General features: G+C 64.1%; 21 protein-coding genes. 11 read left to right on the forward strand and 10 right to left on the reverse strand.

Annotation, left to right across the window (positions count from 1 at the left end):
* Nucleotide 1: 1 nt before the first annotated feature.
* The 3 genes from mnmE to hemJ all read right to left on the reverse strand — a co-directional run bounded on the left by mnmE (nt 2) and on the right by hemJ (nt 3,140).
* Nucleotides 2-1,267 carry a tRNA uridine-5-carboxymethylaminomethyl(34) synthesis GTPase MnmE gene (mnmE, locus tag ACFSCT_RS02245; RefSeq protein WP_379139790.1) on the reverse strand — a complete coding sequence of 422 codons (1,266 nt, stop codon included), beginning with the start codon at nt 1,265-1,267 and terminating at the stop codon, nt 2-4.
* An 11-nt stretch (nt 1,268-1,278) separates the two neighbouring features.
* Nucleotides 1,279-2,550: a transcription termination factor Rho gene (gene rho / locus ACFSCT_RS02250; protein ID WP_379139792.1), complete on the reverse strand. Its 1,272-nt coding sequence runs from the start codon at nt 2,548-2,550 to the stop codon at nt 1,279-1,281.
* Between the two features lie 140 nt (nt 2,551-2,690).
* Nucleotides 2,691-3,140 (reverse strand): protoporphyrinogen oxidase HemJ, encoded by a 450-nt coding sequence (hemJ, locus tag ACFSCT_RS02255; protein ID WP_379139794.1) that lies wholly within the window; start codon nt 3,138-3,140, stop codon nt 2,691-2,693.
* A 348-nt stretch (nt 3,141-3,488) separates the two neighbouring features.
* Between hemJ and ACFSCT_RS02260 the strand changes: the two genes are divergently transcribed.
* The 9 genes from ACFSCT_RS02260 (at nt 3,489) to ACFSCT_RS02300 (ending at nt 11,464) form a co-directional block, all read left to right on the forward strand.
* Nucleotides 3,489-4,127 carry a Maf family protein gene (locus ACFSCT_RS02260; protein ID WP_379139796.1) on the forward strand — a complete coding sequence of 213 codons (639 nt, stop codon included), beginning with the start codon at nt 3,489-3,491 and terminating at the stop codon, nt 4,125-4,127.
* Between the two features lie 10 nt (nt 4,128-4,137).
* Nucleotides 4,138-5,010 carry a shikimate dehydrogenase gene (locus tag ACFSCT_RS02265; RefSeq protein WP_379139798.1) on the forward strand — a complete coding sequence of 291 codons (873 nt, stop codon included), beginning with the start codon at nt 4,138-4,140 and terminating at the stop codon, nt 5,008-5,010.
* On the forward strand, nt 5,007-5,609 hold the full coding sequence (gene coaE, locus ACFSCT_RS02270; protein WP_379139800.1) for a dephospho-CoA kinase: 603 nt from the start codon (nt 5,007-5,009) through the stop codon (nt 5,607-5,609). Before ACFSCT_RS02265 ends, coaE begins: the two co-directional genes overlap by 4 nt.
* Nucleotides 5,609-6,340 carry a DNA polymerase III subunit epsilon gene (gene dnaQ, locus ACFSCT_RS02275; RefSeq protein ID WP_379140048.1) on the forward strand — a complete coding sequence of 244 codons (732 nt, stop codon included), beginning with the start codon at nt 5,609-5,611 and terminating at the stop codon, nt 6,338-6,340. The genes coaE and dnaQ overlap by 1 nt, the downstream gene beginning before the upstream one ends.
* A 96-nt stretch (nt 6,341-6,436) precedes the next feature.
* A complete protein-coding gene (locus ACFSCT_RS02280) occupies nt 6,437-7,375 on the forward strand; it encodes a YihY/virulence factor BrkB family protein (RefSeq protein ID WP_379139802.1) in 939 nt (312 codons plus the stop codon).
* A gap of 107 nt (nt 7,376-7,482) precedes the next feature.
* A complete protein-coding gene (locus tag ACFSCT_RS02285; protein ID WP_379139804.1) occupies nt 7,483-8,922 on the forward strand; it encodes a circularly permuted type 2 ATP-grasp protein in 1,440 nt (479 codons plus the stop codon).
* A 6-nt stretch (nt 8,923-8,928) separates the two neighbouring features.
* Nucleotides 8,929-9,876, forward strand: a complete 948-nt coding sequence (locus ACFSCT_RS02290; RefSeq protein ID WP_379139806.1) for an alpha-E domain-containing protein — start codon at nt 8,929-8,931, stop codon at nt 9,874-9,876.
* Nucleotides 9,876-10,682, forward strand: coding sequence for a transglutaminase family protein (locus ACFSCT_RS02295; RefSeq protein WP_379139808.1), 807 nt, complete (start codon nt 9,876-9,878; stop codon nt 10,680-10,682). Before ACFSCT_RS02290 ends, ACFSCT_RS02295 begins: the two co-directional genes overlap by 1 nt.
* Before the next feature lie 56 nt (nt 10,683-10,738).
* Nucleotides 10,739-11,464, forward strand: a complete 726-nt coding sequence (locus ACFSCT_RS02300; protein ID WP_379139810.1) for a proteasome-type protease — start codon at nt 10,739-10,741, stop codon at nt 11,462-11,464.
* A 36-nt stretch (nt 11,465-11,500) separates the two neighbouring features.
* On the opposite strand, the gene ACFSCT_RS02305 is transcribed toward ACFSCT_RS02300, so the two are convergent.
* The 6 genes from ACFSCT_RS02305 to ACFSCT_RS02330 form a co-directional block, all read right to left on the reverse strand.
* A complete protein-coding gene (locus ACFSCT_RS02305; protein ID WP_379139812.1) occupies nt 11,501-13,123 on the reverse strand; it encodes a gamma-glutamyltransferase family protein in 1,623 nt (540 codons plus the stop codon).
* Between the two features lie 9 nt (nt 13,124-13,132).
* Nucleotides 13,133-13,327: a PLD nuclease N-terminal domain-containing protein gene (locus ACFSCT_RS02310; protein ID WP_379139814.1), complete on the reverse strand. Its 195-nt coding sequence runs from the start codon at nt 13,325-13,327 to the stop codon at nt 13,133-13,135.
* An 81-nt stretch (nt 13,328-13,408) separates the two neighbouring features.
* On the reverse strand, nt 13,409-13,591 hold the full coding sequence (locus tag ACFSCT_RS02315) for a hypothetical protein (protein WP_379139816.1): 183 nt from the start codon (nt 13,589-13,591) through the stop codon (nt 13,409-13,411).
* Between the two features lie 47 nt (nt 13,592-13,638).
* The gene (locus ACFSCT_RS02320; protein WP_379140049.1) at nt 13,639-14,436 is read right to left on the reverse strand and encodes an ABC transporter permease; all 798 of its coding nucleotides are present in this window, start codon (nt 14,434-14,436) and stop codon (nt 13,639-13,641) included.
* A gap of 52 nt (nt 14,437-14,488) precedes the next feature.
* Nucleotides 14,489-15,256, reverse strand: a complete 768-nt coding sequence (locus tag ACFSCT_RS02325; RefSeq protein ID WP_379139818.1) for an ABC transporter ATP-binding protein — start codon at nt 15,254-15,256, stop codon at nt 14,489-14,491.
* Nucleotides 15,257-15,280: 24 nt separating this feature from the next.
* A complete protein-coding gene (locus tag ACFSCT_RS02330) occupies nt 15,281-16,303 on the reverse strand; it encodes an ABC transporter substrate-binding protein (protein ID WP_379139819.1) in 1,023 nt (340 codons plus the stop codon).
* A 137-nt stretch (nt 16,304-16,440) separates the two neighbouring features.
* Here ACFSCT_RS02330 and ACFSCT_RS02335 point away from each other — a divergent pair, with 137 nt between their 5' ends.
* A complete protein-coding gene (locus tag ACFSCT_RS02335; RefSeq protein ID WP_379139821.1) occupies nt 16,441-18,759 on the forward strand; it encodes a penicillin acylase family protein in 2,319 nt (772 codons plus the stop codon).
* A gap of 24 nt (nt 18,760-18,783) precedes the next feature.
* On the opposite strand, the gene ACFSCT_RS02340 is transcribed toward ACFSCT_RS02335, so the two are convergent.
* The gene (locus tag ACFSCT_RS02340) at nt 18,784-19,617 is read right to left on the reverse strand and encodes a 2-keto-4-pentenoate hydratase (protein WP_379139823.1); all 834 of its coding nucleotides are present in this window, start codon (nt 19,615-19,617) and stop codon (nt 18,784-18,786) included.
* A 241-nt stretch (nt 19,618-19,858) separates the two neighbouring features.
* On the opposite strand from ACFSCT_RS02340, the gene mutS reads away from it, so the two are divergent.
* Nucleotides 19,859-22,504 carry a DNA mismatch repair protein MutS gene (mutS, locus tag ACFSCT_RS02345; protein WP_379139824.1) on the forward strand — a complete coding sequence of 882 codons (2,646 nt, stop codon included), beginning with the start codon at nt 19,859-19,861 and terminating at the stop codon, nt 22,502-22,504.
* Nucleotides 22,505-22,514 lie beyond the last annotated feature (10 nt).

Consider the following 22,514-nt stretch of genomic DNA (forward strand, 5'->3'; position numbering starts at 1 on the left):
GCTATTTCCCAATACAGAACGACGAAAACACCACGTCCAGATAATCTTCCGCGCCAACACGCCCGATCAGCTCATCCAGGCTGGCGATTGCGCGGCGGATATGCTCGGCCACGATTTCGCCGTCCTGTTCGCGTCTGATCCGGCTCAGCTCCGCAACCGCTGCTCGCACCGCGGCGGCTTGCCGCTCTCTCGCGATCAGTCCGGCGCCGGCAGTGCGGAAACGCAGCTTCTCATACACCAAATCCAGCAGGTCTTCTATACCGTCACCGGTAAGCGACGAAATCGAGATGCCTTCGCGTGCGTCCAGATCGCTCTTGGTCCGAACCACGATATCCTGACCGTCGAGGATGCTTTGGTCGACCGCGCCGTCTTCCGTCAGATAAATCTTGAGATCTGCCGCCGCCGCCCGCGTTCTAGCGCGTGTCACACCGATCGACTCAACCGGGTCACTGGTCTCCCGCAGCCCGGCGCTGTCTAAAAACGTGACGGAGAGCCCGCGCAAATCCGTACGAAGCTCGATGATATCCCGCGTTGTCCCGGCAATCTCAGAGACAATGGCAATGTCACGCCGCGCGATGCGGTTCAGAAGCGACGATTTTCCGACGTTCGGCGGTCCGATGATCGCCACCTCGAACCCCTGCCGCAAAGCCTCGGCCGCTGGGTAACTGGTGATCTGGTCGCGCAGCGATGTCGTAACTTTGTCTATCAGATCAAAACATTCGTCGGGAATCTCTACCGGCACTTCTTCGTCGGCAAAATCAATGGTCACTTCAACCAGCGCTCCGGCCTGAACCAGATCGCGCCGCCAGTCGCCCACCAGACGACCCAGCGCGCCATCCGCCACGCGCATCGCCTGCTTGCGCTGTGCCTCGGTATCGGCATCCAGCAGATCGGCGAGCGCCTCCGCCTCGACCAGATCAAGCCGTCCGTTCAGAAACGCCCGACGCGTAAACTCGCCGGCACTGGCCGGTCTCAACCCCAGTTCCGTCAATACGGCCCGCGCGCGCGCCACAACGACGGGGGCCCCATGCAGTTGAAGCTCGGCGGATTGTTCGCCGGTAAAGCTGCGCCCCTCATCGAAACACAAAACAAGCGCGCGGTCGATCAGATCGCCCTGCCACGCCAGATCACGCAGCGCAGCAGAACGCGGCGATGGCACCGAACCCGTCAGCACTTCGACACAGCGCCATGCGTCGGGCCCGGATATCCGAATGACCGCTACACCCCCCCGGCCCGGAGGCGTCGCTTCGGCGAAGATCGTGTCCACGGCATCACCCGTCAGGCGTTCATGGAATCGAAGAACTCGGCGTTGTTCTTGGTCTGCTTAAGCTTCGAGATCAGGAATTCGATCGCATCGGTTGTTCCCATCGGGTTCAGAATGCGGCGCAGCAGATAGGTTTTCTGAAGATCCTTTGGATCAACAAGCAATTCTTCCTTCCGCGTCCCAGATTTCAGAATATCCATCGCCGGGAACACGCGCTTGTCGGCGACTTTACGATCAAGAACGATCTCGCTGTTGCCCGTTCCCTTGAATTCCTCGAAGATGACCTCATCCATACGCGAACCGGTGTCTATCAGCGCCGTCGCGATGATGGTCAGCGAGCCGCCTTCTTCAATGTTCCGCGCAGCACCAAAGAACCGCTTCGGCCGCTGCAACGCGTTGGCGTCAACGCCACCGGTCAGAACCTTGCCCGAACTCGGCACCACCGTGTTAAAGGCGCGCCCAAGTCTTGTGATTGAATCCAGAAGGATCACAACATCTCGTTTATGCTCGACCAATCTCTTGGCTTTCTCGATCACCATTTCGCTGACCGCAACGTGGCGGCTGGCCGGCTCGTCAAAGGTCGAGGAAACGACTTCCCCCTTGACCGAACGCTGCATGTCGGTGACTTCTTCGGGCCGCTCATCAATAAGCAGAACGATCAGATAGCACTCCGGATGGTTCTTTTCGATCGAGTGGGCGATATTCTGCAACAGCACCGTCTTACCCGTACGCGGCGGCGCGACGATCAGCGAACGCTGTCCCTTACCGATGGGTGCGACAAGGTCGATGATCCGTGCCGACCTGTCCTTGTTGGTCGGATCCTCGGTCTCCATCTTCAACCGCTCATTCGGATAAAGCGGCGTAAGGTTGTCGAACGCAACCTTGTGCCGGGCCTTTTCGGGGTCTTCAAAGTTGATCTGCTCGACGCGGGTCAGCGCGAAATATTTCTCGCTCTCGCCGGGTTCGCGGATCACACCCGAAACCGTGTCCCCGGTCCGCAGCGAATGCTGCCGGATCATCTCGGGGCTGACATAGATATCATCGGGACCGGGAAGATAGTTCGCCTCGGGCGAGCGCAGGAAACCAAAGCCATCCTGCAAGACCTCCAGCACGCCATCGCCACCGATCTCCCAGCCATCATCCGCATGCTCTTTCAAAAGCGAGAACATCATCTCGCCCTTGCGCATGGTCGAGGCGTTCTCGATCTCCCACTCCTCGGCCATGGACAAAAGATCGGCCGGGCTCTTCGCCTTGAGATCGGATAGGTTAAGGCGTTCTTCGCTCATGTCGTGTCACCGAAAGTCGTGCATTCGGCCGCCGTACGGTGACGGAATGCGAAAATGTCATGGAAAACCCTGTGCCGGACGGCCGGGATCAGCGCCAAATAGGAAACTCTGTCGTCAGAGTCAATGCCGGCGGACCCGAATCAGAACTTCAGGATCACCGACAGCACGATCACCACCATCAACGCCGTCGGCACCTCGTTCATCATGCGATAGGTGCGGGCGCTGACCGTGTTCGTCCCACGCAGAAGATCCTTGCGTCGCAGCCCCAGCCAGTGATGAAACCAGGTCATGCCCAGCACCGCACCGGCCTTCGTCCATGGCCATAGCGAGCCCCAGTCGACAATGCCCGGGGTCAGGACCAACATAAGGCCGGCGATCCAGGTAAGGATCATCGCCGGGTTCATGATCAGCCGTAGCAGCTTCACTTCCATGATCTCGAAGCTCTCGCCGGGCTCTCCGCCATGCTGACCCCGCTCGACATGATAGACGAACAGTCTGGGCAGATAGAACAGACCGGCCATCCAGCTTATCACAGCCATGATGTGAACGGATTTGGTCCAAGGGTAGAGCGTTGAAAGCAGGTCGAACATAAAGAACCTCCGGTCCCCTCCTAATATAATAATAAGAAGAAAAGAATGATGATGATGTTGGGCCTGTGGATAACGGAAAAGCCTGTCTCATCCGCAGAGTTATCTACAGATCAGGCCCTGTGGATAACGTTGTAGATAAACCCGGCCGCTGCTTGCCAGAAGCCATAATATTCATTTATAATCATCATGTTGACAGGAAAAGCTTTAGTGGACAGAATCCGTGTCGGATCCGGATTTCGGCCAAGTCACCAACGGAATCCACATGGGCTAAATTCGATTGCGCACCTGTGGGCGACTGCTTTGACGAGGCGCGATCCGGTCCGGGTGCGCTGAACTGCCGCAGATCGTTTGCGCCTTGACGCCAACAGCATCCAGAAAGGCTTCGCGATTCCTCCGCATACTTATCCACAGATCGTTCTGGCTTCGGGCTCACAGGCGCGCCAGCGGCTTTTATCCGACGCCGGTATCCGCTTCACCGTTGATCCGGCCGACATTGACGAGAGTGCGGCCGCCGCCCCGTTTCAGGACGATCCCGACCGAATGGCCGCCGCGCTGGCCAAGGCCAAGGCTACGCATGTGTGGCGGCGAAACCCGCGCGCGGCGGTTCTGGGCGCCGATCAGGTGCTGGCGGTCGATAGTCGAATTTTATCGAAGCCGCGCTCACCCGCTGAGGCCCGCGAGCACCTTCGTCTGCTTTCCGGCCGCAGCCACCGGCTGATTTCCGCGGCAACCGTCGTGCAGGACGGCAGAACCGCCTGGCACGGCGCCGACAGTGCGGTGCTGACCATGCATGACCTCGATGCGGCCGAGATCGACCGTTATGTCGACGCCTATTGGGACAAGATCCGTCATTGCGTCGGCTGCTACCGGATCGAGGCCGAGGGCGCGCGCCTGTTCAGCGGGGTCGACGGCGACCACTTCACCATCCAAGGCTTTCCGCTTATTGCTTTTTTAAACCATTTGCGCAAAATGCAGTCTCTGGAATGATGGCTGGGCCATGACCGACCCGAACGATACCGCCGCAAGGACGGCATTGCCCCAGCACGCGCCGCTGGCGGGGGTTATCGGCTGGCCGATCGCGCATTCCCGGTCGCCAAATTTGCACGGTCATTGGCTGAAGCGTTACGGAATTCCCGGCCATTATATCCCGATGCCGGTGCATCCGGACGATCTGGCCGAGGTCCTGCGCATCTTGCCGCGCGCCGGTTTTGTCGGCCTCAACGTGACGATCCCGCATAAAGAAGCCGTGCTGGCGCTGGCTGATATCGTCACCGACCGCGCGGCGCTGATCGGGGCGGCGAACACGTTGATCTTTCGACCGGATGGCAAGATTCACGCCGATAACACCGACGGCTACGGCTTCATCGCCAATCTCAGGCAAAGCGCGCCGGATTGGGATCCCTCGGACGGCCCAACGGCCCTGATCGGCGCGGGGGGCGCGGCGCGTGGTGTCGTCGCGGCGCTGCTGGACGCCGGAACGACCGAGCTGCGCATCACCAACCGGACCCGGGTCCGGGCCGAATATATCAGGGCCGAGTTCGGCGCCCGCGTCGTGGTCTATGACTGGGCACAGGCCGGGAACATGCTCGATGGCGCGCGGACCGTGGTCAACGCCACCTCTCAGGGGATGGAGGGTAAGCCGCCCCTGCGCATTCCGCTCGATGCGCTTGATCCCCGTGCGCTTGTCACCGACCTTGTCTATACGCCGCTGATCACCCCGTTTCTGGCCGAGGCGCAGGCGCGCGGAAATCCGACCGTTGACGGGCTCGGGATGCTTATCTATCAGGCCGTCCCGGGGTTCGAGCGTTGGTTCAGTCGCCGGCCGGAAACCGATGAAGCCGCCCGCGCGGCCGCTTTGGGTGAGGGATGACGGATACGTTCAGGCTGGGACTGACCGGCTCGATCGGCATGGGCAAAACCACCACCGCGCAGATGTTCGCGGATCGTGGTCACCCGGTCTGGGACGCCGATGCCGCCGTTCACCGGCTTTATGCCAAGGGTGGCGCGGCGGTTATGCCGGTCGCGCAGGCGTTTCCCTCGGCGCTTATCGACGGGGCCATCGACCGCGCGGCCTTGCGGCGCGAGATTGCGGCCGATCCCACGGCGCTTAAACGGCTGGAGGCGATCGTTCACCCGCTGGTCGCCGCCGATCGCCAGAATTTCATCGCTGATGCCCGGGCTGCCGGCGCACGGATCGTCGTTCTGGACATACCGCTTTTGTTCGAAACCGGCGCCGACCGGGAAATGGACGGAACCGCCACCGTCTCGGCCAGCCTTCAGACCCAACGAAGCCGCGTTCTCGCACGGCCGGGGATGAGCGCCGAGACCCTGGATCTGATCCTTTCGCGGCAAATGCCGGACGCGGAAAAACGGGCCCGCTCGACCTGGGTCATTCCAACCGATACATTGGCCGGCGCCGAGGCGGCGGTCGAGGCCATCTGCGCCGAAATACTGGGAAAACAAGCATGATCCGCGAAATCGTGATGGATACGGAAACCACCGGTCTCGATCCGATGACCGGCGACCGCATCGTCGAAATCGGCGCGGTCGAGCTGATCAACCACCTGCCGACTGACAACACCTTTCACCGCTATCTGAACCCCCAACGCGATATGCCGGCCGAGGCTTTTGCCGTTCATGGCCTCAGCGCGGAATTTCTGGCCGACAAACCGCTGTTTGCCGATGTGGTCGACGAATTCATGGCTTTCGTGGGCAATGACGCGCCGCTGATAATCCATAATGCCAGCTTCGACATGAAATTCCTGAACGCCGAGCTTGCGCGCATAAAGCGGCCGCAGCTTCCCGATGCCCGCGCCCTCGATACGCTTCTGCTCGCCCGCCGCAAATTCCCCGGCGCGCCCTCATCGCTTGATGCGCTGTGCCGGCGCTTCGGCATCGACAACTCGGGCCGCGATCTGCACGGCGCACTTCTGGACAGCCGTCTTTTGGCCGAGGTCTATCTGGAGCTTATTGGCGGCAGGCAGCCGGACCTTGTGCTTGTCCCGGCCGAGACCCGGAAATCGCGCGAAACGACCGGCCCCACCCCCGCGCAGGGGAATGCCGTCCTGCCGCGCGGCAAGCGGCCCGTGCCGCTCGCCCCCCGGCTGACCGAGGCCGAGGCCGAGGCACATCGGGCATTTGTCGAGGGTCTGGGCCCCGATGCGATCTGGCTGAAATACGTCGATCAATCGGGGCAATAATACAACGCCAGCCGACCGGCGCGATCCCGTCCAGCGGTGGCGGTTGCCGTTTTCGCGGTGCGGTTTATCCTGAACCGAACGGGAACGGATGGACGGATGATCGAGCTGCTCCGCGACATTTGGGAATTCATTCAGGCGCTGTTCGAGCGCATGGACAAGATCCACCTGAGCCTGATCGCCGCGGGCGTGGCCTTCTATGCGATGTTCGCCGTCTTTCCCGGCCTTGCGGCGATCATCGCCCTGTGGAGCCTGGTCTACGATCCGGCGACCATCCAGACCTATGTCAATGTCGCCGATGAGTTCATTCCCGCCGACGCGGCCGAGCTTCTTCAGGCCCAGGTCGATGCGCTGACCTCGGGCGGGCGGACCACGCTTGGCTGGACGACGGCACTGTCCTTTCTGATCGCGACGATCGCGGCGCGGGCCGGGGTCGAGGCGCTGGTGCGCGGGTTGAACGCGATCTATGCCGTCCGCTCGCATTCGACGATCTTCGGCTTCGTGCTGGCCTATCTGCTGACACTCGCCATCGTCGGGATCGCGCTTCTGGGGCTTGCGACCATCGTCATCGTGCCGCTGGCGCTGAATTTCCTGACCCTCGGCCCGCTTCGCGGCTGGCTGGTCGCCGGGTTGCCATGGGTCGCGATGTTCCTGATCGTTATGGTCGGGATCGGCGTCCTTTACCGCTATGGCCCGAACGTCAAGACGCCGCGCACCGCGCTGCTGACCTGGGGGTCGCTGGTGGCGGCGCTGGTCTGGGCGGCGGCCTCGGTGGCGTTCTCGGCCTATCTGGGCAGCTTCAACAGCTATAACCGCATCTATGGCTCGATCGGGGCGGTGGTGGCGCTTTTGATGTGGTTCTACCTGGCCGGGTTCTCGGTGCTGCTGGGGGCGCTTGTGAACGTCGAGCTGGCGCGGCGCCGTCGGGTCGCCGCCGCCCGCGCCGCCCGCGCCGAGATCAGGGCCGAGGCGACCGCGAAGGCGGCGAAAAACGGCGATGACCCGGCCAAACCCGGACCGGCCGCCCCGCCATCCTGACCCGCCACCCTGAGCCGGCGCCCAAATCGCCCAATTATCGTGCACCAGGACGGCTTTGATCCGAACAATCATTTGCATCTGGCCCGCGCGCCTCACAAGGTGGGGGAATGCGTAACCGCCGAACCAATGGGTCGACCGTGCAGTATTTTAACGAGATGTATCATCAGGACCGCATCCGCGACGCATATTCGATGCTGGGCGAATGGATGGCGACGATGCCGGTCGAAATCCGCCGCATGAAGCAGGCCGAGGCCGAGGCGCTGTTCCGCCGCATCGGCATCACCTTCGCCGTTTATGGCGAGGGTGGCGATCCCGACCGCCTGATGCCTTTCGACATGATGCCGCGCGTCTTTCTGCAAAGCGAATGGAGGCGGCTGGAACGCGGCGTCAAACAGCGGGCGCGGGCGCTGAACGCGTTTCTGCGCGACGTCTATGGACGCGGCGAAATCGTCCGCGCCGGCCGCATCCCCGCGCGGCTGGTCTATCAGAACGCCGCTTACGAGCGCGCCATGGCCGGGTTCGTGCCGCCGCGCGGGGTATTCTCGCATATCATCGGCATCGACCTTGTCCGCACTGGGCTTGATGAGTTCTACGTGCTCGAGGACAATTGCCGCACACCCTCGGGCGTCAGCTATATGCTGGAGAACCGCGAGATCATGATGCGGATGTTCCCCGAACTGTTCCGCGTCAACCGGATCGAGCCGGTCGAGGGCTATCCCGACCTGCTGCGCCGCACACTCGCCTCGGTTGCGCCGCCGAAATGTCAGGGAGAGCCGAATATCGTCATCCTGACCCCGGGCCATTTCAACAGCGCCTATTACGAGCACAGCTTTCTGGCCGACATGATGGGTGTCGAACTGGTCGAGGGTGTCGATCTGTTCGTCGAGGGCGAGTTCGTCTACATGCGCACGACCGAGGGTCCGCGCCGCGTCGATGTCATCTATCGCCGGATCGACGACAGTTTCCTTGATCCGCTGTGTTTCCGCCGCGATTCCATGCTGGGCGTTCCGGGGCTGATGGACGTCTACCGCTCCGGCGGCGTGACGATCTGCTCGGCGCCGGGGGCCGGGGTGGCCGACGACAAGGCGATCTATACCTTCGTGCCGGAAATGGTGCGTTTCTACCTTGGCGAGGAACCGATCCTGAGAAACGTCCCGACTTGGCAATTGTGGAAGGAGGACGACCGGAAATATGTTCTTGACCACCTGTCAGAACTGGTCGTCAAAGAGGTCCACGGCTCGGGCGGGTACGGTATGCTGGTCGGGCCGAAATCGACCAAGGCCGAAATCGCCGAATTCGCCGAGCGCGTCAGGGCGAACCCGGGGAATTACATCGCCCAGCCCACGCTTGCGCTGTCCACCTGTCCGACCTTCGTCGACGAAGGCATCGCGCCGCGCCATGTCGATCTGCGCCCCTTCTGTCTGGTCGGAGAGCGGGTCGAACTTGTCCCCGGAGGCTTGACCCGCGTCGCCATGCGCGAGGGGTCGCTGGTCGTGAACTCGTCGCAGGGCGGCGGGGTCAAGGACACCTGGGTCCTGTCGGAGTAGATCGTCATGCTCAGCCGTACCGCATCAAACCTGTTCTGGATCGGCCGTTATCTTGAACGCGCCGGGACCACCGCCCGCTTTCTCGAGGTCGGGGCAAGGATCACGCTCTTGCCCAACTCGGCGCAGGGCTACATGAACGAATGGGAATCGCTTCTGAACGCCTCGGGGACCGCGGCAGGCTACACCGAGAAATATGGCGAAACGCGCGAGGGGGACATTGAAAAATATATGTTCTTCGACCGCGACAACCCTTCGTCGGTCGCATCCTGCATCGCCTCGGCGCGCGAAGCCGGGCGCATCGTCCGCACGGCGCTGTCGCGTCAGGTCTGGGACGCGCTGAACGTATCCTATCAGGAACTGCGCGCGCTGGAGGGCAAGGGCAAGGATCTGTCCGAACTGACCGATTGGGCGGTGCGCAGCGTGACCGGCGTACATGGCGCGGCGGCGGCCACGCTTTTGCGCAACGACGGCTGGCATTTCCTGTCGCTCGGCTCGGCGCTTGAACGCGCGGATGCGACGGCGCGCATGCTTGACGTGAAATACTATGTCCTGCTGCCGCGGGTTGAATTTGTCGGCTCGGGGCTCGACAGCTATCAATGGCAGACCCTGCTCAGGGCGATGTCGGCGCAGCGCGCGTTCAACTGGGCCTATGGCGGCGATATCACGGCCGGCAAGGTGGCGCATTTCCTGATCCTGAACCGGGAACAGCCCCGTTCATTGATCAACGCGCTGAGCAAATCCACCCAGCATCTGAACAGCCTTGCCGAGCGTTACGGCACCGGGGTTCCGACCATGGCCCGCGACCGCGCGCAAGAGGTTCTTGAGGATTTGCGCCGGCAAACCATCGACCACATCTTTGAAGAGGGTCTGCACGAATTCCTGACCCGCAACATCAACGAGGTCGCGCATGTGTCCGACCTCGTTCATCAGGATTATCTTGGCGGAGCTGTGTGATGCTTTTGCGCGTGACTCACGAAACCACCTATCATTACGACCACCCGGTCCGGAACGCCGTCCAAAGCCTGCGGCTTCGGCCGTCCGAATTTGCCGGGCAGAAGCTTTTGCAATGGGATGTGACGATCAAGGACGGCATCCGTGGCGCGGCCTTCCGGGACGGCGCCGGCGACCATATCGAGGCATGGAGCGTGCGCGGCCCCGTCGACAGCATCAACGTGCTGGTCACCGGTGAGGTCGAGACGACCGACCTGACCGGCGTTCTGAGGGGCCACCGGGAACAGGTTTCCCCGATCTATTATCTGAATACCACCGATCTGACCCAGCCGGACGAGGCGCTGACGACATTGGCGCAATCCGTATCCGCCAAGGATCCGCTCGACCTTGCCCATGCGCTAAGCGGCGCGGTGTCGGATGCGATCGCCTATGTGACAGGCGTGACGGCGCCCGACACCACTGCCGCACAGGCGCTGTCGCTTGGCAAGGGCGTCTGTCAGGACCACGCCCATGCGCTGATCGCGCTGGCCAATGTCCGCGATATTCCGGCCCGCTATGTCTCGGGCTATCTGCATTCGACCGAAACCGGCGCCCAGCATGACGCCGCCCATGCCTGGGCCGAACTGCATCTTCCCTCGCTCGGCTGGGTGGCCTTTGACCCGGCCAACCGAAGCTGCGCCGATGACCGCTATATCCGGCTGGCCTCGGGGCTTGATGCGCGCGACGCCGCCCCGGTGCGGGGCGTATTTGTGGGCGAGGCGAAGGAAACCATGACCGTACATGTTGCGATCGGCGGAACGCAGCAATAAAAACCAGAAGCAGGTAACGGCAGGCGACCGTCCGTCAGCAAGCTTCGGATGCGGAAATGACTTATTGTGTTGGGCTGAAACTGGACGCGGGTATCGTGATGCTGTCCGATACGCGCACCAATGCCGGCATGGACAATATCGCGATCTACAAAAAGACCTTTCTGTTCGAGAACCCGGGCGAGCGGGTCATCTCGATCATGACTGCCGGCAGCCTGTCGGTGACACAGACCACCATCGCCCGCCTGCGCGAGGCGATCGAGTCGCCCGAAGCGACCGAAACCCAGTCGATCATGCGCGCGCCGACGATGCTGGGCGTGGCCGAAATCGTCGGCGACATGCTGGCCCGCACCCGGCTTGAGATCACCGAAAAACACAAGGCCTTCGACCAGCAGGCATCCGCCTCGATGATCCTTGGCGGCCAGCGGGCCGGCGGCGAGATGCGGCTGTTCCTGATCTATCCCGAGGGGAATTTCATCGAAGCGACGAACGACACGCCGTTCCTGCAGATCGGTGAGCATAAATACGGCAAGCCGATACTCGACCGGGTGGTGCGGCCGACGACCTCGCTTCCCGATGCGCAAAAGGCGGTTCTGTTGTCGATGGATTCAACGCTGCGTTCAAACCTTTCGGTGGGCATGCCGCTTGATCTGACCGTGATCGAACGCGATGCTTGCCGGGTCTCGGCCGTCCGCCGGATCGAGGCCAATGACCCCGGTTTCGCCGCGATGAGCATCGCGTGGTCGGATGCGCTGCGCGACAGCTTCATCCGGATCGAGATCTGACGCCGGTTCGTTCGGCCCGGGCGCCGGGGGGTAGGCTTAATACCCCAGCGCCATCCCATCCTTGCGGCTTTCCGATGCACCCTGCTTGACCCCGGTAACCGGATCAATGCGGATCGCCTGCGCGCCGCCCATCGGCCCGGACAGGACGTTGATCTTGTGCCCCCGCGCCGCCAGATCGTCCCGCGCCGTCGGATCGAGTGTCGGCTCCACATCCAGCCTGCCGTCGATGGCAAAGCTGCGCGGCGCGTCGATGGCCGCCTGCAAATCCAGCCCCAGATCATAGACGCCCGACAGAAAACCCGCGTGTCCGGTCGCCTGATAATGACCGCCCATCACCCCGAACGGCATCACGGCGCCGCCCGGCTCGACCACCATGCCGGGAATGATCGTATGCATGGGGCGCTTGCCCGGGCCGATCGCATTGGGGTGGCCGGGATCAAGCCGGAACGAGGCGCCGCGATTCTGGAACAGAACCCCGCTTGCCGGATCAAGCAAACCCGAACCGAAGGGGTGGAAGATCGAGTTGATCAGCGAGACGGCGTTTCCTTCGCTATCCACGACGCAAAGATAGACCGTATCGCTGTGTTCGGGCTGATCCCACAGCACGGGTTCACCGGCGCGGTCCATGCGGATGCGGCTGCGCATGGCGGCAATCGCCGTATCCGACAAAAGCCGCCCGGCCAAACCTTCCGACTGCGCCGGATCCGCGATCAGCGCGTCGCGGTGGTGATAGGCGATCCGGGTCGCCTCGGCCAGCAGATGGGTGCGATCGGCGACCGATACCTCTGGCCCCAGATCAAAGCCGTCGAGGATCCGAAGAATGATCAGCGCCGCCAGCCCCTGACCGTTCGGCGGACATTCCCAGACCTGATTGCCGCGATACATGGCGCAGATCGGTTCCACCCATTGGGCGGCATCGGCGCCGGCGCGAAAATCCTCTGCTGTATGCAACCCGCCGAGACCAGCCAGATAGGCCGCCATTCCTTGCCCGACCGCCCCGTCATAAAAGGCCACCGGGCCCTGCGCCGCGACCTGTTCCAGCCGTTCGGCCAGCAGGGGCTGGGCAATCATCTCTCCGGCCTGCGGGGCGCGGCCACCGGGAAGAAAGATCGCGGCGGCATGCGGATCTGCCGCCACGGTCTTGGTGTTTTGCGCCCAATCATGGGCGACGCGCGGGGTAACCGGGAACCCGTCCCGGGCATAACGGATGGCGGCCGCAAACAGTCGGGACAGGGGCGATGTGCCGCAATCGGCGTGCAGGCGGCACCATGCCGACACGGCGCCCGGTATGGTGACCGCATGGGGGCTGGTCAGCGGAATTTCGGGCCGCTCCTCCAATAACCCGGCCAATACCCCGGGTTCGGCCGCCGCGACCGCACGGCCCGAGCCGTTCAGCGCCCTGACCGCCTGTCCCGCCGGTTTGATCAGCGCAAAGCAGTCACCACCCAGCCCGGTCATCAGCGGATCGACCACCGATTGCACCGCCACGGCCGTGATTGCCGCGTCAACCGCATTGCCGCCCTGAAACAGCACCTCCAACCCGGCCGAGGTGGCCAGCGGATGCGACGTGGCGATCATCGCACGCGGCGCCAGGACCGTTCCGCGCCGCCCCGACAGGAAATCGAACGGGGCGACGGGTGAGTGAGGGTTTCGCGTCATCGGTTGGGGTTAACGGTTGTAATTCGCCTTGGGCCCCGCGAACCACCAGATCAGCAGCCCGATAACCGGCAGGACGGCGACAAGCAGAATCCAGATGATTTTGGTGCTGGTTTTCTCATTCGTGTTGATGATCGAGGCGATGGCCCAGACATCAAGGCAGAAGATGACAAGCCCGAACAGGCCCGAGAACAGATTGAATTGCATAGGCGTGATCCTGCGTGACGAATATAACCCTCAACCGTCCGGGCGCGGGATGGTTCCGGAATTGCCGCCGAACCGCCCCGGTTAATCGGACCGCGCCCTTAGGAACAGCGCATAGAACGCATAGGCCGCCGCCGCGGCAAAGGCGGCCGCCCACATGGTGGCGCCGTTATAAAGCTCGAACCCCGCCCAGGCGGCTGGGGCGGCGACGGTCAGAATCCGCACCCAAAGCGGGCGGAAAAACGGGTGGTTTGGGTCGATCGCCATGTCGCTGTCTGCCTGTTTCTGCGGGTTATCCGTGCTTAGCACGGTTTCTAGTCGCGCCAGTTCAAAAAGCGTCTTTCAAGCAGGCCGATGACGCTGCCGACGAGGACGCCAAGGACCGACAGCATCGTCACACCGGCAAACAGCCGCTCCAGATCGTAAAGCGATCCGGCCTGAAGGATATAGGCGCCGATGCCGAATTCAGCGCCCAGCATCTCGGCCGCGACCAGAAGGATGATTCCGATGGCCAGCGATACGCGCAGCCCCGACAGAATCCCCGGAAGCGCGCCGGGCAGCACGATCTTGCGGACGATCGACCACCACGACAGCCCGAAACTTTGCCCCATGCGGATCAGGTTGCGGTCCACGTTATCGACGGCGCCGAAGGTGGAAACGACCGTCGGGGTGAACGTGCCAAAGGCGATCAGCGCGTATTTCGACGACTCGCCGATGCCGAACCAGATCACGAACAGCGGCAGAAGCGCGATTTTCGGGATCGGAAACAGCGCCGAGACCAGCGGCAGCAGACCCGCCCGGGCAAGGCTGAACAACCCGATCATGGTGCCCACGGCGATGCCCGTCGTTATCCCCAATGCCGAGCCGACGATCAGCCGCTGAAGCGAGGGGATCAGATGCTGCCAAAGCACGCCGGTCTTTACCAGATTGACCAGCGTCATCAGGACATCGGACGGGCGTGGCAGGGTCAGGTTGGAAATCCATCCCGTGCGCGTGCCCCATTCGACAAGCAGAAGCAGCGCCACGAAAACAATCGGCGCCACCCAGCGGCGCGGCACGACCTCGAACCCGCCACCACGGAAAGGCACCGGACGGGCGCTCCCGGCACCCATGGTTTCGGGCGTGGTCTCGGCGGTCCGGCCAGCCGGCTGTGCGGCGCTGTGATCAACCATCCAGCAACTCCCGGTCGGCGGCACGGGCTTCGTCGCGCATAAGATCCCAAAGCTCGGCCTGCCGGGATTCCAGCGCCGGATCGCCGGCATGGCGTTGGTCAAGCGGCAGGTCGATGTCGAGAATCCGGTGAATGCGCCCGGGCCGGCGGGACAAAAGCACGATGCGATGGCCCAGACGCACCGCTTCGGCCAGATTATGGGTCACATAGACGGCGGTAAACGGCTGGCGGGTCCATAACCCGACCAGATCGTCCATCAGCAATTCGCGGGTCTGGGCGTCCAGGGCCGACAGCGGTTCATCCATCAGCATGATGGCGGGGCGGACGGCAAGGGCGCGGGCGATGGCAACGCGCTGCTTCATGCCGCCGGAAAGCTGGCGCGGCAGGGCGTCGGCGAATTCGCTGAGGCGGGTGCGGGCAAGGACGTCATCGACGATCGCCGCCATCTCGGCGCGCGCCACGCGATGATCTTCCAGCACCAGCCGGACGTTACCCGCGACCGTGCGCCACGGCAGCAGCGCGAAATGCTGGAAAATATAGGTCAGCGGGTTCAGCGAATCCGGCGGCGGATCGCCCAGTTGCAGCACCCGGCCCCGGGTCGGCCGCTCCAGCCCGCCGATCAGCCGCAGCAAGGTCGATTTGCCGCAGCCCGAGGGGCCGACCAGACAAACGATCTGTCCGGTCGGAACGGTAAGGTTGATGTCGCGCAGAACCTCGACCGGCCCGTAATGATGGCCGACGCCCTCGATCTGCAATTCCATCGCCCGACCCCGCAGCTGATCCCGTTACGTCGTGGTCACGTAGGACGGGTCGACCAGCATGTCCACCGTAATGGCTTTATCCACAAGCCCGTTGTCCTGCAGGAACTTCAACTGCCGCTCCAGCGATTTGACCGACAGGTTCAGCCCCTTGCTTATCCGCTGCGAGCCTTCGGTCATCGACGGCGTGAACTTGTCCAGCGGCACGTCGGGGCTGACCTGCACGCGCACGATCTCGACCAGTTCGGCCACCTGTTCGGGGGTGGCGGTCTTATCGATGAAGGCGGCGTTGTAATCATCCGCACCCTTCGCCAGCGCGCGCAGATAAGCCTCGGTCTGGTCGCGCTTGTTGGTCGCGACATCGGTTGAGGTGAACACTGCCGTGACCTGATAGTCGGGGTCGTATTTGTTGTAATCGCCGATCTTTTTGGCCGCGTTATCGGCCAGAAGTTTCAGCCCGACGCTTGGCTGGATGACCCAGGCGTCGATCTGGCCCGAGCTCAGCGCACCGACGACCGCCGGCAGCTTCTGGAGCGGCTTCAGCGTCACCTCGGTCATCGGAATGTTTTCCGCCGCAAGGATCTGGCTCAGCATATAGTCGAACGACGAGCCGGCGGTGGTGATGCCAAAGGTATGGCCGCCCAGTTTGGCGGGCTCGGTCAGGCCGGCGTCAAAGGCCGCGTTCGACGCAAGAATCATCGCGCCCGGGACGTTCGGATCCTCGGACAACGCGCCGGCGATCACCTTGACGGCGCCTTTCTGCGCTAGGTTGAACAGACTGCCGGTGATGGCGGTCATGCCATAGGCCACATCGCCACCGGCGACACCCACCGACAGCGCCGCGGCGGATTCAAAAAAGCTCAGCGTCACGTCAAGGCCCTCGTCCTTGAAGTAACCGCGCGCCGCCGCGATGAAGGTGGGCGCATGGCTGGTCAGGCGCAGCACGCCGACGTTGATGGCGGTGTTCTGGGCGCGGGCGGCCAGCGGCAGCGCGGTCAGCGCGCTTGTCGCAGCCAGCACACCCAAGGCGGTTCGGCGGGTCAGGTTCATGGGTTCCTCCACTGGTTTCGGGCGACCTTCTGCCTGTTGGGCGGGTTTGGCAACCGTAGCTAAGCGGGAATGCAAAGGATTGCTTTTGCCGTCAATACCGGGATTTCTATGTTGCGAACACAAAAGGTGCATCATCCATGGCCAGCAGCAACGACGAATCCCCGCAACGATACCGGATCGCCGGGCTGACGAAGCCGGCAAGCCTGCGGCTGGATCCGTGGGGTGTCCCGCATATCCGGGCGGGATCGACGCATGACCTGTTTCTGGCGCAGGGGTTCAATGCGGCCCGCGACCGGCTGTGGCAGATCGACCTGTGGCGCAAACGCGGGCTTGGCCTGCTGGCGGGCGATTTCGGCCCGGGCTATCTGATGCAGGACCGCGCCGCGCGGCTGTTTCTGTATCGCGGCGACATGGCGGCGGAATGGGCCAACTATGGCCCGGACGCGCAGGAAATCTGCGCGGCCTTTGTTGAAGGGATCAACGCCGCCGTCGCGCTGATCGAGGCGGGTGAGCTGCCGCTTCCGCCGGAATTCACGCATTTCGGCACGTTTCCGGCGCGCTGGCGCACCGAGGATGTGGTTCGCATCCGGTCGCACGCCCTGTCCCGCAATGCCGATTCCGAGGTGAAACGCCTGCGCCTGCTGCGCCTGACCGACGCCATTGTCGATGAGCTGCGCGTGCCGCTTGCGCCACCGCTCACGCTTGAGGAATGGGGGCCGATACCCGATGTCGACCTGCCCCCCGACGTTCTGGATGTGTACCATCTTGCCACCGCGCCGGTCACGTTTTCGGCCGAACGGCTGGCCGCCGGTCTGGATGACGCGCCGCGCTGGAACCATGTCGACGACAGCCGCGCGGTCGTTCAAAGCGAAGGGTCGAACAACTGGATCGTCTCGGGTTCGCGCACCGCAAGCGGCCTGCCGATCATGGCCAGCGATCCGCACCGGGCGCTGGGATGCCCGTCGCTGCGTTATCTGGTCCATCTGACCGCGCCGGGTCTTGACCTGATCGGCGCGGGTGAGCCCTCATCGCCCGGGATCATGGCCGGCCACAACGGCCATTCCGCCTTCAGCCTGACGATTTTCCCAGCCGATCAAGAGGACGTGCAGATCCATCGGCTTGATCACAACGGTCGCTATGCCGATGGCGGTGGCTGGGCCGAGGTCAGGGTGATCCGCGAGATGGTGCCGGTCAGGGGCCAGCGCGACCAGCCGGTCGATTTGCCGTTCATCCGCGAAAATCCAGTGGTCTGGCAAGGAGATGGCGTGGCCGTCAGTATCCGCACCGTCGCGACAGACCCCGGGACCGCGCCCTATATGGCCTGTCTCGCCTCGATGCGGGCGAAAACCTGGGATCAGTTCCGCGCCGCGCTTGCCGGTTGGGGGGCGCCCTCGACCAATCAGATCTATGCCGATGTCACCGGCACGGTCGGCTGGACGCCCGCCGGGTTCATCCCGCGGCGCAGCGGCTGGCGCGGCATGGTTCCGGTGACCGGCGACGGGGGATTTGCATGGGACGGCTTTATCCCGCAGGCCGAGCTGCCGCAGATCCTCAACCCCGACGCCGGCTATGTTCAGACCGCGAATGAAATGAACCTGCCGTCCGATTGGGATCACGCCGAACGCCCGGTGTCGCATGAATGGCTGAACGATGGCCGGGCCGAGCGGATCAAGTCGGTGCTGGGCGGCACGCGCGGCCATACCGTCGGTGACAGCCTGAAGCTGCAAACCGACACGCTGTCGCCGATTGCCGAGGTCATCGTTCCGGCGATCATCGGGTCCTCTGAACCGGCGCAATTCCTGCGCCACTGGGATTTGTTCGTCGCCGCCGACAGCGCGCCCGCCGCCCTGTTCGAGCTGTGGTTGACCCGGCATCTTGGCCCCGCGCTGGTGAAGCTGGCCGCCCCCGACGCCGAACTGGCCGGTCTGCTTGGCAATGCAAACCCCGAGATGGTGGCCGCGTTGATGGCCGGGCGCTGCCAGCATGTCGCCGATGCGATCGGTCTGCGCGACCGTCATGCCCTGATGCAGCAAACCCTTGATGCCGCTTGGGCCGAGGCGCATGCGGTGATGGGCAACGATCCTTTCGGCTGGCGCTGGGGTGACCTGCATCAGGCCCGCTTTGCGCCCGCGACCGCCGCGGTGGACCCTGGGCCGATGGTCGGGCCGCTGCCGGTGGGCGGCAGCAGCAACACCGTGATGCTGACCGAATACGACCCGCCGGGGTTCCGGCCGCTTGTCGGGGCATCGGTCCGCATGGTCGTCGATCTGGCGGATTGGGACGCCAGCCGCTGGATCAATGCGCCGGGCCAGTCGGGCGACCCCGAATCGGCCCATTACGGCGATCTCGCCCCGCTTTGGGCCGAGGGCGAGTATGTCCCGATGAGCTATTCGGAACCTGCCGTGCAAAGGGTCACCGTCCGAACCATCGAACTGATCCCCCAGCAGGGCGATTAGGTCGCCATCGGTCGCGCGTTCCGGCTATTCCACCAGCTTGAAGCTGACCTGCATCGGCTTGCCGCCAAGCGTATAATCGGCCTCGATGGTTTCGCCGGGTTTGGCGGGATTAAGCTGGCTGAGCGAGCCAAGCGAGATCATCGTCCCCGGCGGCAGGTCATAGCCGCCCTGATTGACCAGCCACAGCACCACGTCCAGGGGATGCCCCAGCAGCATGTCGCCTTTGCCGGTGCTGACCGTGGCGCCGTTGGCCTTCAGGTCGACGCTCAGCGTGGCCAGATCGGCCTCGGGGTCGGCCAGATCGGAGATCGGCACCGGATCGCCCACCACGCCGCGCCATGGCATCACGCCATAAGCCGTCATCAGCGCCCCGGTTGGCTTGACCCCTTCGGCCAGCGCCACGTCGGGCAGTTCGACGAAGGGCCGCACATCCTTCAGCGCCTTCACCACATCGGCGCGGGTCTTGGCCTGCATGATCGCGGCGTCGCCGACGGTCACGATCAGATCGGCTTCGTAAAAGGGGCTGCGGCTACCCTTGAGCGATACGTCCTTGCCGTTCTCAAGGATCATCGGCGCGAAAAGCGCGCCGGCCGCAGGGGCCGTCACGCCGAATTTTTCCTGCGCGGGTTTCGAGGTGAAGCCGACCTTGACGCCCACCGGCTTGCCAAGCGCATCTTCCAGCGCGGGCAGATAGGCCGCATAGGCGCAGGCGCCATCCTCGACCGATTGCAATCCCGGATCGGGCAGCCTCTCGCCGTTCAGCCAGCCGTTCGCGGCCTTTTCCATCTCGGCCACCGGCGGACAGGCGGCAACGGCGGTGCCAGTCGAAAGCACAAGCGCAACAAGGGCATATTTCATGACGGTTCCTCCCTGAGCGGAAGGGTGCGCCATGACGGCGGGGTTCGCAACCATGGCCCCCGAAAAGTGATCCCGGCGTGAACCCCGCGCCGCCACCCGTGCCGCGGCCGGGATCGTAAGTCCGGGCTGCAAGCCCCGGCCGCAAGTTCGTGCCGCAAGTTCGCGTCCTTGCTGTCACCCTTCCTTGATTCCGCCGGCGGTCTGATTAACAAAGGCCGGACCCCGACAGGCAAGGGCCGTTATGACCGATCAGCCGACCCCGATGATGGCGCAATATCTTGCGATCCGCGAGGCGAACCCGGGTGCGCTGCTGTTCTATCGCATGGGCGACTTCTATGAGATGTTCTTCGAGGACGCGATCGCCGCCTCGGCCGCGCTGGACATCGCGCTGACCAAGCGCGGCACCCATCTGGGGGCGCCCATTCCGATGTGCGGCGTGCCGGTTCATGCGGCGGAATCTTATCTGCTGACCCTGATCCGCAAGGGTTTTCGGGTGGCGATCGCCGAGCAGATGGAAGACCCCGCCGAAGCCAAGAAGCGCGGCAGCAAATCGGTGGTGGCGCGCGACGTGGTGCGTCTTGTGACGCCGGGCACCCTGACCGAGGAATCGCTGCTTGAGGCCCGGCGCCACAATTTTCTGGCGGCATGGGCGCAGGTCCGGGACGAATCCGCCCTGGCCTGGGCCGATATCTCGACCGGCGAATTGCGGGTGATGCCCTGCCCACGCCCGCGCCTTGCGCCCGAGCTTGCCCGCCTTGCGCCGCGCGAATTGCTGGTGGCCGAGGGCGTGGACCTGCGCGAACTTGCCCGGGACGCGGGCGCCGCGGCCACCGAACGCCCGCCGTCCAGCTTTGACAGCGTGGCGGCGGTCCGGCGGCTTGGCGCGCTGTTCCGGGTCGATACGCTGGACGGGTTCGGCAGCTTTTCGCGGGCCGAACTCGCGGCGCTCGGCGCCATCGCCGATTATCTCGACCTGACCCAGCGTGGGCAATTGCCGCTGCTGCGCCCCCCGGTGCGAGAGGCGGCAGGCGGCGCCATGCAGATCGACGCCGCGACGCGCCGCAATCTGGAACTGACGCAGGCGCTTTCGGGGGGCCGCGATGGTTCGCTGATCGCCGCCATCGACCGGACCGTCACCGCCGCGGGCGCGCGCCTGCTGGAACGGCGGATCGCGGCCCCGTCGCGCGATCTGGACCTGATCCACGGGCGGCAAGCGGCGGTTCAGCATCTGCTGGACGATGCGCGGCTGACGGCCGATCTGCGCGACGCCCTGTCCCGCGTCCCCGACATCGACCGGGCGCTGTCCCGTCTGGCGCTGGATCGCGGCGGTCCGCGCGATCTGGGCGCGATCCGCGCCGGGATGACGCAGGCCGTGGCGATCGCGGCGATGCTGGGTGACGACCGGGCGCCGGTGCTGGCCGAGGCGGCCCGTGACCTGACCGGCCATGACGCGCTGATCGACCTTCTGGATGATGCGCTGGTGGCCGAGCCGCCGCTGCTTGCGCGCGATGGCGGCTTTGTTGCCGCCGGCTATGACACCGATCTGGACGAAACCCGGGCGCTGCGGGACGAGGGCCGGGGCGTCATCGCGCGAATGCAGGCCGATTACATCGCCCAGACCGGCGTCCAGAGCCTGAAGATCAAGCATAACAACGTGCTGGGCTATTTCATCGAAACCACGGCAACCCACGCCGAAAAGATGCTCGCCCCGCCGCTGAATGCGAGTTTCATCCACCGCCAGACCACGGCGAACCAGATCCGCTTCACCACGGTCCAGCTTTCCGAGCTGGAAACCCGTATCCTCAACGCCCGTGACCGCGCGCTGGAAATCGAGCGCGGCGTTTTCGATCGTCTCGTCGCGGCTGTTCTGGAGCGCGCGGGGCCGGTGGGTCAGGCGGCGCGGGCGCTGGCCGAGGTCGATCTGGCGGCGGGTTTCGCCGATCTGGCCGCGTCCGAAGGCTGGACCCGGCCCGAAGTCGACGACAGCCGCGCCTTTCAGATCGAAGGCGGACGCCATCCGGTGGTCGAGCGGGCGTTGAAACGGCAAGGCGCGCCTTTCGTGGCCAATGACTGCGATCTGACGGCGGGCGATGTGCCGGCGATCTGGCTGCTGACCGGGCCCAACATGGCGGGGAAATCGACGTTTCTGCGCCAGAACGCGATCATCGCCATTCTGGCCCAGGCCGGCGGGTTTGTGCCCGCCAGCCGCGCCCATGTCGGGCTGGTCAGCCAGTTGTTCAGCCGCGTCGGGGCGGCGGATGATCTGGCGCGCGGACGCTCGACCTTCATGGTCGAGATGGTCGAAACCGCCGCGATCCTGAATCAGGCCGACAGTGCGGCATTGGTCATTCTGGACGAGATCGGGCGTGGCACCGCGACATGGGACGGGCTGTCCATCGCCTGGGCGGTGATGGAACATCTGAACGCCGTCAACCGCTGCCGCGCGCTGTTCGCCACGCATTACCATGAAATGACCGCGCTTTCCGCGCGTCTGGACGGCGTAGAGAACGCCACGGTCGCGGTCCGCGAATGGGAAGGCGAGGTGATCTTTCTGCACGAGGTCCGCAAGGGCGCCGCCGACCGCAGCTATGGGGTGCAGGTGGCCCGGCTTGCGGGATTGCCGCCGGCGGTCGTGGACCGCGCCCGCGAAATCCTGACCGCGCTGGAAAGCGGCGAACGTGAACATGGCGTGGGCGGCACCGCCCGCCCGGTCGCGCTGATCGACGATCTGCCGCTGTTCCGCGCCGCCCCGCCGGTGCCCGCCGCGCCGGCCGCGAAACCGACCCAAAGCGAGGTCGAGGCGCGGCTGCGCGCCCTCAACCCCGACAGCCTGACCCCGCGTGAGGCGCTGGAGGCGCTTTACGATCTGCGCGACCTGCTGGACTGATCCCCGGCAT

Source organism: Paracoccus pacificus (assembly GCF_042680785.1).
In the GTDB taxonomy this organism is placed as follows: Bacteria; Pseudomonadota; Alphaproteobacteria; order Rhodobacterales; family Rhodobacteraceae; genus Paracoccus; species Paracoccus pacificus.

Bases quoted from the DNA above. Each gene is read 5' to 3' on its own strand.
- rho (WP_379139792.1), bottom strand. From the start codon at position 2,550: ATGAGCGAAGAACGCCTTAACCTATCCGATCTCAAGGCGAAGAGCCCG.
- hemJ (WP_379139794.1), bottom strand. From the start codon at position 3,140: ATGTTCGACCTGCTTTCAACGCTCTACCCTTGGACCAAATCCGTTCAC.
- ACFSCT_RS02265 (WP_379139798.1), top strand. From the start codon at position 4,138: ATGACCGACCCGAACGATACCGCCGCAAGGACGGCATTGCCCCAGCAC.
- coaE (WP_379139800.1), top strand. From the start codon at position 5,007: ATGACGGATACGTTCAGGCTGGGACTGACCGGCTCGATCGGCATGGGC.
- ACFSCT_RS02280 (WP_379139802.1), top strand. From the start codon at position 6,437: ATGATCGAGCTGCTCCGCGACATTTGGGAATTCATTCAGGCGCTGTTC.
- ACFSCT_RS02285 (WP_379139804.1), top strand. From the start codon at position 7,483: ATGCGTAACCGCCGAACCAATGGGTCGACCGTGCAGTATTTTAACGAG.
- ACFSCT_RS02290 (WP_379139806.1), top strand. From the start codon at position 8,929: ATGCTCAGCCGTACCGCATCAAACCTGTTCTGGATCGGCCGTTATCTT.
- ACFSCT_RS02295 (WP_379139808.1), top strand. From the start codon at position 9,876: ATGCTTTTGCGCGTGACTCACGAAACCACCTATCATTACGACCACCCG.
- ACFSCT_RS02300 (WP_379139810.1), top strand. From the start codon at position 10,739: ATGACTTATTGTGTTGGGCTGAAACTGGACGCGGGTATCGTGATGCTG.
- ACFSCT_RS02305 (WP_379139812.1), bottom strand. From the start codon at position 13,123: ATGACGCGAAACCCTCACTCACCCGTCGCCCCGTTCGATTTCCTGTCG.
- ACFSCT_RS02310 (WP_379139814.1), bottom strand. From the start codon at position 13,327: ATGCAATTCAATCTGTTCTCGGGCCTGTTCGGGCTTGTCATCTTCTGC.
- ACFSCT_RS02315 (WP_379139816.1), bottom strand. From the start codon at position 13,591: ATGGCGATCGACCCAAACCACCCGTTTTTCCGCCCGCTTTGGGTGCGG.
- ACFSCT_RS02320 (WP_379140049.1), bottom strand. From the start codon at position 14,436: ATGGGTGCCGGGAGCGCCCGTCCGGTGCCTTTCCGTGGTGGCGGGTTC.
- ACFSCT_RS02325 (WP_379139818.1), bottom strand. From the start codon at position 15,256: ATGGAATTGCAGATCGAGGGCGTCGGCCATCATTACGGGCCGGTCGAG.
- ACFSCT_RS02330 (WP_379139819.1), bottom strand. From the start codon at position 16,303: ATGAACCTGACCCGCCGAACCGCCTTGGGTGTGCTGGCTGCGACAAGC.
- ACFSCT_RS02335 (WP_379139821.1), top strand. From the start codon at position 16,441: ATGGCCAGCAGCAACGACGAATCCCCGCAACGATACCGGATCGCCGGG.
- ACFSCT_RS02340 (WP_379139823.1), bottom strand. From the start codon at position 19,617: ATGAAATATGCCCTTGTTGCGCTTGTGCTTTCGACTGGCACCGCCGTT.
- mutS (WP_379139824.1), top strand. From the start codon at position 19,859: ATGACCGATCAGCCGACCCCGATGATGGCGCAATATCTTGCGATCCGC.